This window comes from Deltaproteobacteria bacterium, from assembly GCA_016874775.1.
Classification (GTDB): domain Bacteria; phylum Desulfobacterota; class Binatia; order Bin18; family Bin18; genus VGTJ01.
In genome coordinates, this window is sequence record VGTJ01000053.1 from 1 (window position 1) to 17097 (window position 17097).

Below are 17097 nucleotides of genomic sequence, written 5' to 3' on the forward strand. Positions count from 1 at the left end.
AAGGCCTACAGGTCTCCGACGATGAGTTTCAAGCGCTCAATATCAAACCCGGTAAGTTTCATGGCGATTGGAACTATACGCTTCTTCCTCGCTCTTAATCGGTAACTTAATTCTTGCCCATGCCTAACTGGAGTGCTGTCGCCACAGTACGAAGCCCTTCGGTAATCTCTCCTGCTTCCTTGTACGATTCCGCCAGAAACGACAAGGCAAATGGTTGCGAGGCCTCAGCTCCGGTTCGCTGCCACGCTTCAACTCCCTTTTGCATCTGTGCGAGCCCCTGTTCACGTACGCCTTGCATCCACAGAGTTCGCCCATACAGAACCGCACTGAAAGCAAACCACGCCGGAAAGCCATGCTCTTGCGCAAGCTCGTTTGCCGCTTGCGCGTAGCGATGAGCGTTGGGCAACTGATGCTGTAACACACTGATAGAAGCGGCGATCGTTAAAGCAAAGGCCTGACTAAACGGATGGCCCAGTTCTTCAGCTAACTGCAGGGCCTCCATCATCACTGTATTCGCTTGGGCCACGTCCCCCATCATCCACCAGACCAGCGCCAGATAGGATCGACTGGTCACTCCTGGATCTTGCAACGCACGTGACGGATGCATTCGCGGACGATAGAGAGACAGCGCACGCTGCAGATGCTCTCGAGCCTCTGCGAGTTCTCCGATATGCGCCAAAATCTGCCCCAACGTCCAATAGGCAGCAAGCAGACGCTCAGGATTTCCCTGACTTTGTGCCAGTAGTAAGCATTGTTCACTGATCTGCCGTGCCTCATGAAATTTTCCACGCACGGCATAAAAGGATTCCAATCCCCACAACGCCTGGAGTAGTTGCGGACTTTCCGACAGTTGCCGACACAACTCAAGCGCTCGCGTATAGACCGCTTCAACTTCAGGCGCACCATATCCTCTTGTCGCGATCAACGCAGAGCCAAGCTTTACGCACAAGTCCAATTCATGTTGCACTTGCACGTTGTGGTCAGGAACGTACGAGAGTAGCGCAAGCCCCTTTGTCAGGTGAGCGACCACCTCGCGATGAGCATACCGGCGTGCCGCCAGGCTCGCCGCTTGCTGTACGTATCCTAAAGCGCGCAGGTAGTCGCCGCCTTGCTCGAAGTGAACCGCAAGCGTAGACGCAATTTCATTCGCACGGGAGCCATAGGCCTGCTCAAGGCACGTGCCAATCCGCAGATGAAACTGCCGACGATCACTCAGAGGGACACGTTCTGCCCACAAATCCTGGCAGATCACGTGACGAAAGCGATACCGCGCCGACCTGACTCCGTCAGGCCATTCGCTGAATCCTGCAGGTTGGAGAAAATGCTGGCGGCGCCCCAACTCATTACACGCCGTCTCCACAGCCGCAGGCGTACCACCAACTGCAGCAGCTACGGCTGCTGAGGAAAATTCGTAGCCTACCAGACTGGCAGCCTGGACGAGTTGCTGCTCTTCGGTGCTCAAGCGATGAATTTGCCGGTCAAGCAGTTGGCGAATGCTTACCGGTACTTGCTCAAGTACGGTATCGATCTGACTGGGTATGAGCCATCGTCCATCCTCTGCCAACGTCAGCAGCCCCCGCTCCTTCAGGTCGTCTACCATTGTCACCAGAAACAATGGGTGGGTTGCCGCCGGTTTTCTGATGCAAGAGTTGTGGTAAGCGGTGCGGCAACGTTGCAATCGGACATTGCTGTTCCACGTACTCAGCCACTGTCGTCTCATCAAAAAGAGATACCGCAATCTCTTCACACTGATTGTGCGCTCGTAACTCTTGCACCACGGAGCGTAGTGGGTGACCTTCGGTCAAAGCTTCTTCCGGGCGATAAGTGGCAATCACCATCAGCCGAGCGCGTTCGTGCCGCCGCGCCAGCGCGGCCAGAAGATCGAGCGTCGAGGTATCGCTCCAGTGCACATCCTCAAGGACCAAAACAAACGGCAGACGCTCAGTCAGCAGATCGGTTCCTTCACTCATCTCTCGCAACATGCGCTCGCGAGAGACTCCATGCACGCTGCTGCGCAGAAGAGCATATTCCTCTGGTGGCAGGAGAGACGGGATCTGCATGAGCCACATTGGCGTGTGATGCTTCATCCACTCCACCATGAAGGCTCCACGCGGGTCCCGGCATATGCGCCCGACAGCTTCCAACACAGGACGATAGGCTTCCCCAGGGCCGAACTGCTCAATGCATTGACCAAATCCGATGCCGACGTCTTGCGTCGCTGCGACCTGACGTAAAAACGTTCTGACTAAGGCCGTCTTGCCAATCCCTGCTTCGCCTGTGACGAAAACGGTTTGTCGCTCTCCTGACAACATACGCTCAAGTAAACGATAGAGCCGAGCAAATTCCGCATCCCGACCAACGAGCTGAGAGAAGACCGGAGGAAGAAGAGACAGGCGCGGCTGCGTCGTGGGAGAAACCTCGTCTCCACTCCGCGCTTTCTTCCGCTCGGTTTTATCGATCGGTGTGAACACCTCAGGGTTAGCGATCGGCCCAATGAAACGATACCCATACCGAGAGACCGTTTGGATGTAGCGTGGGCTTTTCGCATTGTCTTTCAATGCCTTACGGATTTCTCGAATGCAGGTCGTAATCGCCGCATCGCCAACAACCACCCCTGCTCCATTCGCCTGCCACACGGTCTTAAATAAGACCTCTTTCGTGACCAGCGCACCTTTGTAACGCACAAGGCAACACAACACATCAAACGCACGACGTGTCAGTTTAACGAGTTCTCCCTTTTGCACCACTTGCTTGCCGCGCAGGTCGATCAGCAAGGGGAGCCCCCGGAAACGATCTCCACGGGCCATGTCTTTCTCTCTCTATCGTCTCAGAAAAATCTCAGAAAAATCTCAGAGTTCTCTCAGGACTTCTTCTGGGGAGTATCGTACTGTCGTTGCATAAAGGGCGCAAAATCGCAAGAGAAACGCCCGAGAAAGGCCCCAAAAGTATGCTAGCGACCGATACGGAAAACCTGAGATTAGACCTTCCCGGAATCACGACCGTCAATAAAAAAGCATTAACTGCCTGGCTGCAGGCCTGGACTACAGGTACAGCCTTTTCTGTACCTGCGCCTCGACTCAGTAAATCACAGAACGCCAGTGTTCCTCTGGCATCATTGCCACCTGCTCCGCGAAGAGCGAAAGCTTAGGACCATGAGAGAAGACTAAATCAAAGCGCGGAAGATTCGCACAACAACGTTGTCACCCTGAGCGAAGCGAAGGGTCTCTCAGAGAGATTCTTCGCTTCGCGCTCTGTATTCAGTTGGGGTAGCGTGCGCTGTGCGCACGCTGCGTTCGCCAGCGCTGATTCCCGTGCGCATAGCGCACGCTACGCGGTCGCTCCGGTGACAACCCAGAGGGTACCACTCTCGCGTGGTTTGATTTAGGACCATGAGGGAAGACTATGGTCAGACGCAACGGCAGCAAAGCTGAGACTGTCATTGTGTCGCTCCGCTCGCAATGTCGCCTGAACGTCTGCCGTGCGACGGGGATTCTGTCCTGTGGTCCTTAGTGTCGCGCCACCGTTTGCGGTTTCCGCGAAGACGCAGCCCGGAAGGATAAGCGGACTGGCCCGGACGCTTCCTTGAGCACGACCCAGTCGTCGTTGCGACTCACTTGCGTGTCTTTGACGCTACTCTCAGCGAGCTTCCATCCTGGAGGGGCTTCCAAGGTCAAGCCAGTGATGCGTTCTGGTAGTTGCATGTCGACAATGAGCAGCTCACCTTCACGATGAACATCAAGCTCCACGGCGTTGCGTGCCGCCCACCATTTGCCACATTCACCGATCGCACAAAACCAGGAGAAGTCACGTACGGCTTTCACGAACTGCTTCTCAAATTCGAGCTTGTAGTCAACAATGTTGGGATGAATCAGAACGACAAAACTGCCGCCGTACTGCCGCAGCTTTCGCGCTAGGGCGATCGCTTGTGGTAAGCGCTGGTCCATGCGTGGCGGCAATTCATCCTCGATCGCAATGGGAAACTCAAAAACCGGGACTTCCGCGTCCCACTCCTGACTATAACGCGACTAAAAGGGAAGATGGGTCAATACCGTGCCAGAGGTCAAAGACGAACTATAGCGATACCCGGTCGCCCACAATGCCTCCGGCAAACGCAACGGATAGGACAGCTCTCCCGGACGAAAGGATACCACCGGTTGTGCGCCAAACCGCTCGATCAAAAACTTACTCACTCGCAGTTCGCCAAGGACAGTGCCGTTATACGCTTTCATGCGCTCCATGACATAGGGCTGATAATTAGGGTATTGTTCACGCCCATTACCTATAGGGAAGTGATGAAAGACGCGCGAGTGCGCAATCGTGTGACTCCCCAACTCCATCCCACGCTGAACAATTTCTTTGAGCAGCGGAACCTCGGCATCGTTAAAGAAAATTTCGTCATTAAAATCGCGAATATATTTCACCTGAATAAAGTACGTCGCTGAGATCCCTTGTTCATATTCATACTGCGCATACGCCAGCGCGTTACGGAGCGACTGCGAGTAATCAATATCATGCGTCAGAGACACTAAGAGTGATTTTCCCTCAGGTACGGTTCGCAAGACAACCGCATGCGGTTCACCCGTGACATAGATGGCTTTAAACAACCGCAGCAGCACATCGATCGGCGGCTCAAATTCATTGGCATAGGCTCTCCCGAGCCATTCATGGCGCGTATGTTGCCCCTGAATGATAAAAGCTCCCGCATCGATCCCGAACGCGTACGCGCGCCCTTCGGCGAAAAATTTTTGCGTAATCGCCGCCGTTCCGTCGTTATACATCGCGAGAGGCGGACGGAGTGGCTTCGAGTACGCATATAACCCAACCGCACGATCAGGCTGTGACTTGTCAGCCAGACGAAACGTCCGCTCCCGCTCATCAGTCAGCGCGACCAATTCGTGGGCCATATCCGTAAAACGCAGCTCTTCGCGCTCACGCGACGGTATCGCTTCACCAAAACCAAACGTTTCTTCTAATCCACCCCCCAACACATTAAAACCGATGAGCGTTCCACCGGCTCGTGGATGTGCGGCCAGTGCTTGCAGAGCTTCTGTGGATAAGACTTTTCCGGAAATGATGGGATATACCATCACGACGCGATGGCGGAGGGCTTGCTGCCAATCGCTAGTGATGCGAAATGGAATGCCGATGGTTTTGAGCCCATGAACGAGCCCTAACCAGCCTGAGTCGGGATCGGTCAGTAAAATCGCCAGGCGACTGTCGCTCCCACGATCATAGGTCCTCCACTGCGCTAGGACCTTTGGAGGAATAACCGTCGCCTCCATAGGCCCTCTGACCCCATCGAAGACAAACATGTGATCGGGTGGGACTTGATAGTCAGTGCCGACATACGCATTGTCCACACTGGTCGTGCCAGTCGCCTCAGAGCCCGCTTCCTGAGCTGTCGATTCAGAAGGACGTTTACATCCCCCTCCACTTACACTCACTATGAGTAACAGCACGAGGCTAAAGACGACAAACGCCCCTCGTTGCATCAGCTCCGACCCCCTTCCCTGTGAAAAATTGTCCACCTGGGAAGACACATCGGGCACTGATCGGGGAAGTTTAAGTTATACGCTTACACCCGTGCAGGCGGCACCACAACTCCTGGAGTCTCAACGCGTATGCGGAAGACCGTGCCCTTACGCTCGGGAACCTCGGTATTGTCTGCCGTCACAATATAGAGGTCCCGACGATCCTTTCCTCCGAAGCAGACACTCGTCACCGCCTTGGCTGGTACGTCGATCTTGCTATCGATCTTACCGTCTGGTGTGTAACGCACGGCACAACGTCCACCATACACCGCAACCCAAATACAGCCAGCCTCGTCAACACAAATGCCGTCGGGAATCGTCCCGCCCGTCATCTGGGCAATCGATCGGCGGTTGATCATTCGTCCGTCCGCAGCCACATCATGCACGATAAGATGTGGACCTGCACTGTCCGCATGATAGATGATTTTCTCTCCAGGAGAGAAGCCGATGCCATTGGTCAGACCGACACCACCATACATCTCCGTGGCTTTCCCTTCGCCCTCAATGCGCCACAACTCACCCGGAGTGCGGGCACCTTCTTTGAATGGATCGGACCGTAGGGTCCCGACATAGACTCGACCAGCACTGTCAGTGAACAGATCATTGAACCCCGGAATATCGTCGCGTTGGAGCAGGATACGCGTCTGTCCATCTTTGACATGGCAGATGCTCTTGCCACCGACGACCAAGCCACCATCAGCATGTAGCGCAATTCCACCAACCCCGCGGCGCTTCGGAATCGCGACACTGATCTCGCCACTCGGTGAACGACGATAGACACCACCGTTTGGTACATCACTGAAATAGAGATTATCGTTGCTATCAACGCGTGGGCCTTCGAGAAGACCATAGCCGTATGCAAGTGTCTCCAACATATTCCCTCCTTTCACTGCGGACTCAATTGCGGGTTGTAGATTGCGGATTGCGGAATAAGGAAAAAGAAGCCTGCAAGCGGCTTTTCCCAATCATCAATCCGAAATCCACAATCGGCAATTAATTGAGTCCATACACCTTCGCCACACTATCGCCGAGCAAATTGCAGCGTGCGGCTTCTGACAAGGGCGATACGAGGTTGTTCAGTGCCTCGATATAGTTCCCTGGATGATCGAAGTGCGGAAAATCGGTCGCCCAGAAAAACTTGTCGTTGCCAACATGGTCAACGATATGGGCAAGCGCCTTTTCATCAGGATCACCAGAGATCCAACATTGTCGTTTGAAATAGAAACTGGGCTTTTCCTTGAGCTGGACACTCTTGCCAAGGGCAGTTTCAAAAGTCGTGTCCATACGATCAAGCGCAGCACCGATCCAACCCGCTCCAGACTCAAGTAAAACAACTTTCAGAGTTGGGAATTTATCAAACAACCCATACTGAAACAGCGCAAACAAGGCCTGTTGTGGCCCTTGCGCTCCCAACACATTGTGATACCAGTCGGCCCACTTCATATCTTTGAAGCGTTGGTAGACACGTCTACTCGGATGCTCAGCCATCGGATGTATCCCGACCGGTACCCCTAACTCCTGCGCTTTGGCCCAGAACGGATCGTGATCTGGATGGGCATGCGCTTTCATCGTCAGCGTAAACGGTGCGACAAAAGCACCTTTACATCCTGCTTTCACCGCGCGCTCCAGCTCTGTCGCTGCACCATTCCCATCAGCAAGTGAGATGTGCGCGACAGGAATCAATCGGTCTGGATAGTCAGAGCAGAAATCGACGATCCAACGATTGTAGGCCTTCGCATAGGCAAGCGAGAGGCCTGGGTCTTCGGTCTCGCACTCCCACGTCAACCCAATACTCGGATAGAGAATCGTTGCCCGCAAACCTTCGCGATCGAGCAGTGCCACCCGCTCCTTCGGGTACATCGAACCAAAGGGAGCCGACTCGACGTACGCTCCAGCCTTCATCTTCTCCGCCATTTGTTCAGCAGTTTCTCCCATACTGCCCAGTAACGTGAAGGTCTTGAGGTTGAAAAACCTCGACGGGTGTCCCTCTATTTCGAGATACTCTTTACCGTCGTTATCGGTACGAACACAAATCGCGCGATCGCGATAGGCTGGGTCGATGTATTTTTCCCAAATGTCGGGTGGCTCTAAGACGTGCCCATCAGCATCAATAATATTATTGTAGGGAATACGGTATTGCAGATTACGTTCCGCGGCATTCATAGCGCTTCAACTCCTTAGTTCATAGGCACGTTGTACACCCGCGCGACGTTCTCACCAAGAATTCCACGTCGTGCACGTTCGGACAGAGGTGAAACCAGCGTATCCAGGGCGTGAATATAACCAAGAGTGTGGTCATCATGCGGATAGTCAGTCGCCCAGAAAAACTTGTCTGCACCAAGATACTCAATCAAGTATGAAACGGCGCGTTCATCGGGGTCCGCAGAAATCCAGCATTGTCGCTGAAAGTAGAAGCTGGGTTTTTCTTTGAGTGGGACCGAGCGACCCAGCGGCGTATCGTACGCAGCATCCATGCGGTCGAGCATGTGGCCGATCCAGCCAGCACCGGATTCAAGCATGACGACTTTGATCTTTGGGAACCGGTCAAATAGTCCATATTGAAAGAGGGCGAGAAACGCTTGTTGTGGCCCTTGCCCGCCAAGAATGTCCACCCACCACTCACCCCATCTGTACATTTCGCGGAAGCGTTGATAGACGCGATGCTTCGGTGGCTCTGCCACTGGATGAATCGCCACTGGCACATCAAGATCCTGCACAGCGGACCAGAAGCGGTCATTGTCTTTATGGGCATGCGGCTTATCAGTCAGTGTATGCGGCGCGATAAAAATGCCTTTGCAGCCCGCTTTCACTGCCCGTTCGAGTTCTTCGACTTCCATCCGGCCATCAGTCAAACAGATATGCGCGATGGGAATGAGGCGTCCATTGGAGCCTGCACAAAAGTCGACGACCCAGCGATTGTAGGCGCGCGTATAAGCTGTGGCCAACTCAAGGTCAGTCACTTCACTTTCCCATTCCAGCGAGATGGTGGGATAGATAAAGGCTTTTCTCAGCCCTTCAAAGTCAAGGAGTTGGACCCGCTCTTTCGGATCGCTGGCACCAAACGGCAGGCTGTCCTTATAGGGAATACGTGTGAGTTCGTCGCGAGCCTCAAAGGTAAAGCCCATACCACGGCCACGTGCGAGAAGATCGGCATTGAGATACTTCGAGGGTCTCCCACCGACCTGCATCCGTTCACGTCCATCAGTATCGATGCCAATATGAATCGCTCGATCACGGAATTGCGGGTCGATATATTTCTCCCACAGATCGTGGGGTTCGTTGATATGGCCATCAGCGTCGATCACGCCCTCATACGAGGTGCGGGTCGTCTTTGGCAGCATCCGCTCCACGGTGAGTCCTCCCTGTTAGAGTGAGAAATTTTCTATCAGGATATGAGAGGTTTCCGTCTCATACCCGGCCCTTTCACTAGACATAGAGATAAACAGCTCGGGCTTTCTTGCCAAGCCCTATCTCTATGCACTATAAGACAAGGAAACCAACCGTTCAAATGAGGTGCCCCATGAGTGCAGAAGACAATAAGAAAGTCGTGTTGAGTTTCTTCGAGAACTTCTCAAGTGGCAAAGCCGAGGCAGCCCTCGGGCTAATGACCGATAACGCCACCTGGACAGTGATGGGCAAACCAGAAACGTTTGCCTTAGCGGGAACCAAGACCAAAGTGCAATTCACCGAACTGCTCAAGGGAATCGGCGCCGCTATGCCGAAAGGGCTACGACTGACCGCCAAAGCCATGACCGCTGAAGGCAACCGTGTCGCGGTTGAAGCCGAATCATATGGCCAACATGCAAACGGCAAGATCTATAACAACCAGTATCACTTCCTGATTGAACTGCAGAACGGTAAGATTCAGGCCGTGCGAGAGTATCTCGACACCATTCACGCGAAAGAAGTGCTGGTAGGGTAAGCAGGAGCTGACCTGTCCATTCTGAGAGCAGCCAAAAAGGGCACGAGAGGTCGTGCCCTTTTTCTTGCTAGAGTTCTGACATCATGAGTCGCGAGACCAGTTACGATCACTGTTACCGCTTGCTTCAGCTCACGCCAGGAGCATCGCTAGCAGAAATCAAGCAGCGCTACCGTGACCTCGCGCGTCGTTCCCACCCAGATACCATGCCCTCGGCACAACGTGAGCAGGCCACGCTCCAGTTTCAGCAGATCAACTCTGCCAAAGAGACACTAGAGGCTTATTGGGAAGAACATCACTGTGCACCGCCGACGGCACGCCAACAACGTACACAGGAAGCGCAATCGCATCGCCCTCCAGCTCCCCCGCCCCGCACGGAATACCCTCGGCACCTGCGCCCGGAGCAGAGGCGCTACCAACCATCTTCACGGACATCGTACGATGAGCAACAACGACAACAGTGGAACAATCAACCCAACGAGGGAGTCCCGACGAAATCATCATTTTCCGTGCTTGACCGCATCTTCTTCGTCGCTGCAATCGAAGTGGTGATTGGCATTCTCCTCTGGCTCGATTATCACGTGCTCTTGACGCTTCATCGCTATCTCACCGAGTTTCAGACTGACTCCGCGTCCGCAGTGTTCCTCAAAGTCTATCTCTCAGTCGTCTTTCTCGCTCTGCTATTCTGCGGGTACGTCGGCGGCATTTGCCTGATCTTGTTGGCGCTTGCGTTTCTCGTCTTCCGCCACGAAAATGTCTTTGCCATGCTCTCAGCACGCCGGAAGAAACCCGAAGACCCCTTCCCTCACATGACCTCCCCTTCGCCCTCGCGCCGAAAATGGTAGCGTATCGAGCTGTCTGTTGCGTATAACCAACCGGTCGTCATCACGGTCGAATCAGCTGGCTTTCCTGCGAGACGATAAACCCTTCGCCCTTTTCCAGAAACTCGGTCATTGGCGACAGGCACGCATCTCGTCGCTCGGCGGCAATCGTCTCTCCAGCGTCATACACGAACAGCAAGTGACATACCGGAATCTGCGCTCGACAGAGCTGACCGACTTCGCGCGCCCCTGAACGGTCTCGTGTCCCAACCAACACTAACGTCGGCGCTTTCACCTCCCCAAGTTTCGCAGCAAGTTGCGGATGCTGAAGAATAGCTCGGGTCGGAGCGACAAGTATAACTCGCGAGACGACATCGGGAGCGTACACAGCCTGGATCACCGCCGAAGCAGCCCCATTCGATACACCGACAACGCAGAACGACGAGATCCCAAGCCGTGCTAACGCCGGCGCAAGATGCGTCACATCGTCCACACCTTCTCTTTCACGAAAGGGCGAAATATCGAGTGATATCACTCGATACTGATCAGCCAGTGCCGTCGTGACATCATCAAAGAGCGTGCCGCCAGCGGCTGGAAAGACAACGACGGGTTGTCCCGTCCCCAATTCTGCGTAACGGATGGTGATTCCGTTGCAGGCCAATGTTCCTTCAGTGTGCGTCGCCATAAGAATTCGTTGTCCTGACCTTGATGCCCTATCCTACATCCCCCGCACTTGCGGCATCACATCGCTCGCGAAACGTTCCATTGACTCGATTTGCTGTTCATACGACAGCCCAGGCCACACAAAGGCAATATCCATCAGCCCCACACCTGCCTCACGCAGCGCACCAATTTGGTCGAGCACCGTCGCTGGACTGCCACAAAGAAACGGACGATCAAACTCCAGCTTCTCAGGCGGTGATTCGCGCAAAGAGCTTCTCACCGCAGTGCTCATGTGTCGGGCCAGCCCCATATGGACTTTGAATTTGCTGGTATTGTGCTCCGCGGCCTCGTCACTCTCTGCCACATGTGCCCAAAAGCGGTAGAGAACGTTGTCTGCAGTTGGCTCCCACCCTTCTTTGGTTGCGGCTTCTTTGTACATCACCACTCGTTGCGAGATATCCGGCAACTGAATGAACGAGAGGGCAAGATTTAACCGTCGGCTGGCACAGAATTGTACAGACTCAGGGCTGTTGCCCGACGAGAACACCGGGGGATGTGGCTCCTGCACGGTGCGGGGCCATACCGACACCGTGCGATAATTGAAGTAGCGCCCCTCCCAACCAAACGGCTGCGGCTCTGTCCACGCATGCAAGATAAGATCGATTCCTTCCTGCGTCACTGCCTGTGCCTCAGCCGGATTACTCCGGTACGTAAGAATCTCGTTCGCCGTGCCACGGAGGAACAGCACCATCACGCGTCCGTCACTCATCGCATCCAGCATCGCTAATTCTTCGGCGACGCGGACTGGATTGGATAGCGGTAGTAGTGGACCCAGTACAGCGATCTTCGCTTTCTTGACCACTTCGGTCATTGCCCCGGCATAAATCATTGGGCTGGGCGCAAGGATACGTGGCGAATAATGGTGCTCTGATACGCTGACCCAATCGAAACCCAACTTATCGGCCAGGCAAAGTTGCTCTCTGGCTCGGTGCATAGTCTTACTGGCAGCGGCACGATCGCACTGCTCGGGTGGCACTGGCCACGGCGTTGCGGTCGGGGTTCCGGCATACGACATCGGATTCAGGAAGCCGACTTTCATCGTGGTATCCCTCCTAGCCGTGTCTTAAGCAGGTCTGCGTCGGTTCGTCAATTCGCCAGCATCGCCGCCCCCAACGGACTCTTCTTCGCTACTGCGGCATATAGAATCCTCGTGCACCACGAATGCCAGTCCTCTTTTTCTTTTTGAAAATCGTACTCGCTATCCGGGTTTCAGTCTCCGGTGTTTTTCCCACCGTCGTCGCTTCGATCCCTTTCTTGAGCGCGTAGGAGCTGAGAACTTTTTCGGTTACAAAGGTTCCGTCAATCTGGCAGACTTGCCCTTGTTTGAATGTCGGAGTTCCCCAGACGAAAACCGGCAGTGCCGCATTCTCTTCATTACGTACAATGAACGTCGTATAGGGCTTCTCGCCGTAGCGGGTCACAACATCGACAACCTCACCGGTAACCGTCACTTCTCGCTGGTGGAACGACTCGGGCGCGTTGAGCAACTCCGGAATCGTATGGGCACCGGCCCTGGCAGTGTTCAAGCTACTCCCACCCACCATCAACAACAACAGCAAAAGTTTTTTCATGAGATCGATTCTCCTACCTGCATTCTCACTTCGTGAACACGTTGCACGCAATCAATACCGTAGAGGTCGTCGCTGCCGCGCGCGTACGTACCCAGCGCCACACTCGCCCTGGCGCAAAACTGCCAACACTGAGACCACGCATATCGTCGAAGAACGAATAGACGACAGGTGTCACAAGAAGTGTAACAAACAAACATAACGCTTGACCACCGACAACAACCGTCGCCAACGCAGCCCGAGCCGATGCCCCGTCGCCTTTTCCTAACGCGATGGGAAGCATCCCGGCAATGATAGTTAAGGTGGTCATCAGAATTGGCCGCAAGCGCACCCGATCCGCAACAATCTGCGCTTCATATCGCGCCATTCCTTGCGCACGCAAGTGGTTGGTATAGTCTACCTGCAGAATGGCATTTTTCTTCACTACCCCCATCAAGAGAAATACGCCAAGGACACTGTAAATACTCAACGGCTGATCGGTCACTACCAGACTCAGAATACCAAACGGTAAGCTCAGAAACATGGAAACCATGATCGTCACAGGATGAATGAAACTCTCGAATTGCGCCGCCAGGACGATATAGATGAACACGATACTGAGCACGAAGGCAATGGCGAAATTTTGCATCGCCTCGATCATGATCTTGCCACGCCCGCTGTATGCGGTTGAGTACTCTGGGCCAAGGTTGAGTTCTTTCACGGCAGCATTACCTTGTAACATCGCCTCGCCCATCGGCTTGTTGTGAAGATTGGCAATGACGGTTACCTGTCGTTCTTGCGAGTAGCGGTCGATCTGCGCCGGGCCCTTCCCTGCATGCAAGGTCGTGACATTACTGAGGCGCACGAGTTTACCGTCACGCGATGGCACCATCAGCTCGGCAACCGCAGCTTCATTTTTTCGTGCACTCGGCTGCAATCGTAATCGGACGTTGTACTGCTCTCCGGCTTCTCGATAAAAAGAGATCCGCTCGCCACCAACTTGAGTCCGCAGTGCGGAAGCAATGTCCTCGACGCGCACGCCAAGGTCTGACGCTTTCTTGCGATCGATATGCACTTGCACTTCCGGATGTCGCAGCGCCTGACCGGTGTCGACATCAACAAACCCAGGGATGGTCGCGAGCGTCTGAATGAGCGCCTGTGAGTACTGGTCGAGCACGGGCAATTCTGGACCACGCAAGGTCATATTAAACGGTGTCTGACGGAATCCACCGCCCTGCATGAGGTTGAGGTTTTGCACGCTCAGCCGTAAATCTGGATACTTTTTCAGTAGCTCACGGACGACTTGCATCATCTCTTGCTGTGAGCGTTCACGTTGAGACAAGTGCGTCAAACCAATGTAAATCGAGGCATCAGTCACATTACTTTGGTACTGCCCCCGCACACCAATCGTGGTAAAGAGATGTTCGATTTCAGGAACCGTGCGCAAATCGGCCTCAATGTGGCGAAGAATCGTATCGCTCCGCTCGAGCGACGAACCAGGTGGGGCCTCAACAATCACTTCAAATTCACTCATGTCATCGTCTTGGAACACCTCGACTTTGGTAATGGGCAAGAGCCAGCGCAAGGAAGCAAAAATGCCGACGGCCACCAGGAGCGTCATCACACGATGTCGAAGACACCATGCCAGGAGCCACTCATACCCGCGTTCCAACATTGCATAGAACCGAGTTTCTCGCGCACCCTGGTGGTGCGACGTCACCTTCAAGAAACGCGAGCACAGCATTGGCACCAACGTAAAGGCAATGACCAGCGACACCAGGATCGCAAAGGCCATCGTCAAGCCAAAACTCCGGAAAAAGCGGCCTACGATTGCCCCCATAAAAGCGACAGGCAGGAAAATCACAACCAGCGACAGCGTCGTCGCGAGCACGGCGAGGGCAATCTCGCGAGTACCTTCGAGCGCTGCCTCCATCGGCGACCGCTTTTCTTCTTCCATATGACGGAAGATGTTTTCCAACACAATGATCGCGTCATCAATGACAATCCCTGTCGATAGCGAGATCCCCAGCATCGTCATGTTATTGAGGGTAAAGCCCATGTACCGCAGGAACGTGAAGGTCGCGATAATCGAGGCCGGAATGGAAATCGCCGTAATCAACGCGCTCCGCCAGTTGCGAATGAAGAACAGCACAACGAGTGCGGCCAAAAAACCGCCCAGAATCAAATGCTCCTCGACTTCCTCCATCGACCGGCGGATAAACCGCGACTGATCACGTACAACTTGAAACCGGATATCCTGCGGTAAGGTCTTCTGGATCTCCTCCAATCGCGCAGTAATACGATCCACCACCTCAACAGTATTCGCCCCAGACTGCTTACGGATCAACAGCGATACGGCATTCTCGCCGTCAAGGCGCGACAAGGTCCGCGCTTCCTCTTCTCCATCAATCGCATAGCCGATGTCTTTGACGCGCACCGGTGCTCCTTTGACATCAGCAACGATGATCTCGTTAAAGCCACTGGCCACTTCAATACGGCCCAGCGTCCGCAGTCCTTCTTCCCTCGTTTCCCAGGTCAGTCGGCCACCGGGAATCTCAGCGTTCTGCTTCCGAATTGCCTCCTTCACTTGTTGGATCGACAAGTTATACGCCGTCAAGCGATCAGGATCGACGTAAATTTGCAGCTCGCGTTTCCGTGCACCGACTAACGAGACCGCACCAATATCCTTGATGGTTTCGAGCTGCCGCTTAATTTTCTTATCAGCAATCTCCGTCACTTCACGTGAGACCCGCGCACACGACACTACAATCGCCATGATCGGCGACGCATCAGGATCGAAGCGTTCAATCACCGGAGGGTCGGTTCCGGGTGGAAAATCGCGCAGTACCGTTGAGACCTTCTCCCGCACTTCATTGGCAGCCGTTTCAATGTCTTTCTCCAACACAAACGAAGCGTAAATCTGCGATTGCCCCTCGATGGTCGTCGAGCGTAGTTCATCAAGGCCGCTAATGGTGTTGATCGCCTCTTCGACTCGTTTGGTAATCTGTGACTCAATTTCTTCCGGGCTCGCCCCTTCCAGACGAGTGGTCACCGTGACCGTGGGAAAATCGACTTTGGGGTAAATATCGACCCCCAAGGTACGGAAAGACGCCAGGCCCAGCACCACGAGTGAGACCACGAGCATAGTGGCAAACACAGGACGGCGAATACAAATTTCGGGAAGAGACATAGTTCGCTCACTTCGTTCGCGAAAGGCTATAGGCTTTAGGCTGCAGGCTTTAGGGAAAAACAGGAGGTTCCACCCCTTAAGCCTACAGCCTGTAGCCTTTAACCTGGTTCTCCATTCGCCAGCTTAATTTTCGCTCCTTGATACAGTTGCGCAAGACTTGAAGTGGCCACGGTCTCGCCCGACCGCAGTCCATCGGTAATCTCAAACTGCCCGTTCAGTCGACTCCCAAGTTTGACGAGCCGCTCTTGCACCGTCCCATTCTGCACCACAAACGCCTTATTGATACCGACATAGGTGTACACCGCTTCTTCAGGAACAAAAACCGCGCGTGGATTAACTCCGGTCACAATCTGTCCTTTGGCAAAGAAGCCAGGTTTCAGCTCTCCTTGCGCATTGGGGACTCTCGTCTCCAGTGCCAATGACCGGGTTTGTACATCAACCGCAGGGCTCACACGCATGACAACGCCGGGAAAGGTCCGTTCTGTAAATGCCTCAACGCGCACGTCTACCGGTTGCTCGATCTTTATTTCCGGGGCAAACCGCTCAGGAACCATCCCTTGGAATTTCAACGGATCGGTAATCACGAGTTGTAACAGTGGGGTCTTGTCCTTGACGACTTCTCCAATGGAAACGAGGCGTTGGCGCACTTCACCAGCAATGGGAGCGAGAATCTCGGTGTCACTCAGACGTTTACGGGCCAGGTCGCTCAGAGCGCGAAACCGCTCAATGTCCGCTTCACGAGCACGAACCTGCGCCTCAATAGCATCAAAGCGAGCCTGGGCAATGTCCAGCTGGCTAGTAGCTACGATCCCTTCGCCATGCAACTGGAGCATGCGTTTGAAGTGGAGGTCGGCGTCACGCCATTCTGCTTTGGCTTGAACCACCGCCTTTACGGCTGCCTCTAAATGCGCCTCTGCCTGCGCAATGGCGAGCTTGGCTTCGCGTTGGTCAAACACAAGCAAGCGTTGCCCTCGTTTGACTTTATCTCCAAGATCGACAAAAACCTTTTCGATTGTGCCAGGGGCTTCGTTACTGATAGTGACCTCTTCCCACCCCATGAGCGTACCAACCATCTCGACGGTACGCTTGATTTCACGAGTCGAGACTGGCGTCGCAGTAATCGTCAGCACCTGATCAACCGCTGTCCCAGGCTTAGCGGTGTCAGTATGAGGGTCAGAGGCCTTTCCGCGTGAACACGCGGTGCTCGCCACAAGGATGACTCCGCAGATAAGAACGTAAGACAGCGTTAAGCAATTTCCAGAGTCACTCAATCTCACCCGGAACACATGCTGCTCCTCTCTTCTAGATAGCAGTATGCGTATCATGCGGGCTGAGCAAGCAGAACCCCAGTTTTTGACCGGCCCGA

The 17097-nt window shown here is 54.2% G+C and carries 14 protein-coding genes; 2 read left to right on the top strand and 12 right to left on the bottom strand.

Annotated features, from left to right (window positions below; all coding sequences use genetic code 11):
- Positions 1-106: 106 nt before the first annotated feature.
- The 7 genes from FJ147_11110 to FJ147_11140 form a co-directional block, all read right to left on the bottom strand.
- Positions 107-1720, bottom strand: coding sequence for a tetratricopeptide repeat protein (locus FJ147_11110; GenBank protein ID MBM4256427.1), 1614 nt, complete (start codon positions 1718-1720; stop codon positions 107-109).
- Positions 1512-2807, bottom strand: a complete 1296-nt coding sequence (locus FJ147_11115) for a hypothetical protein (GenBank protein MBM4256428.1) — start codon at positions 2805-2807, stop codon at positions 1512-1514. Before FJ147_11115 ends, FJ147_11110 begins: the two co-directional genes overlap by 209 nt.
- Before the next feature lie 699 nt (positions 2808-3506).
- Positions 3507-3956, bottom strand: coding sequence for a hypothetical protein (locus FJ147_11120; protein MBM4256429.1), 450 nt, complete (start codon positions 3954-3956; stop codon positions 3507-3509).
- Between the two features lie 69 nt (positions 3957-4025).
- Positions 4026-5492, bottom strand: coding sequence for a hypothetical protein (locus FJ147_11125; GenBank protein MBM4256430.1), 1467 nt, complete (start codon positions 5490-5492; stop codon positions 4026-4028).
- Positions 5493-5575: 83 nt separating this feature from the next.
- On the bottom strand, positions 5576-6406 hold the full coding sequence (locus FJ147_11130) for an SMP-30/gluconolactonase/LRE family protein (protein ID MBM4256431.1): 831 nt from the start codon (positions 6404-6406) through the stop codon (positions 5576-5578).
- A gap of 118 nt (positions 6407-6524) precedes the next feature.
- Complete coding sequence (locus FJ147_11135; GenBank protein MBM4256432.1) at positions 6525-7694, bottom strand: amidohydrolase; 1170 nt, start codon at positions 7692-7694, stop codon at positions 6525-6527.
- Positions 7695-7708: 14 nt separating this feature from the next.
- Positions 7709-8881 (bottom strand): amidohydrolase, encoded by a 1173-nt coding sequence (locus FJ147_11140; protein ID MBM4256433.1) that lies wholly within the window; start codon positions 8879-8881, stop codon positions 7709-7711.
- A 158-nt stretch (positions 8882-9039) separates the two neighbouring features.
- Here FJ147_11140 and FJ147_11145 point away from each other — a divergent pair, with 158 nt between their 5' ends.
- The gene (locus FJ147_11145; GenBank protein ID MBM4256434.1) at positions 9040-9453 is read left to right on the top strand and encodes a nuclear transport factor 2 family protein; all 414 of its coding nucleotides are present in this window, start codon (positions 9040-9042) and stop codon (positions 9451-9453) included.
- An 83-nt stretch (positions 9454-9536) separates the two neighbouring features.
- Positions 9537-10295: a hypothetical protein gene (locus FJ147_11150; protein MBM4256435.1), complete on the top strand. Its 759-nt coding sequence runs from the start codon at positions 9537-9539 to the stop codon at positions 10293-10295.
- 40 nt (positions 10296-10335) lie between these two features.
- Here the strand turns inward: FJ147_11150 and FJ147_11155 are convergent, their stop codons facing one another.
- From FJ147_11155 to FJ147_11175, 5 genes are all read right to left on the bottom strand, one after another.
- Entirely contained in the window at positions 10336-10956 is a 621-nt protein-coding gene (locus FJ147_11155; GenBank protein ID MBM4256436.1) for an alpha/beta hydrolase, read from the bottom strand.
- Positions 10957-10989: 33 nt separating this feature from the next.
- Positions 10990-12033, bottom strand: a complete 1044-nt coding sequence (locus FJ147_11160) for an LLM class flavin-dependent oxidoreductase (GenBank protein ID MBM4256437.1) — start codon at positions 12031-12033, stop codon at positions 10990-10992.
- Between the two features lie 88 nt (positions 12034-12121).
- Entirely contained in the window at positions 12122-12565 is a 444-nt protein-coding gene (locus FJ147_11165) for a hypothetical protein (protein MBM4256438.1), read from the bottom strand.
- 25 nt (positions 12566-12590) lie between these two features.
- Positions 12591-15731 (bottom strand): efflux RND transporter permease subunit, encoded by a 3141-nt coding sequence (locus FJ147_11170; GenBank protein MBM4256439.1) that lies wholly within the window; start codon positions 15729-15731, stop codon positions 12591-12593.
- A gap of 98 nt (positions 15732-15829) precedes the next feature.
- Entirely contained in the window at positions 15830-17056 is a 1227-nt protein-coding gene (locus FJ147_11175) for an efflux RND transporter periplasmic adaptor subunit (GenBank protein MBM4256440.1), read from the bottom strand.
- Positions 17057-17097: the final 41 nt, after the last annotated feature.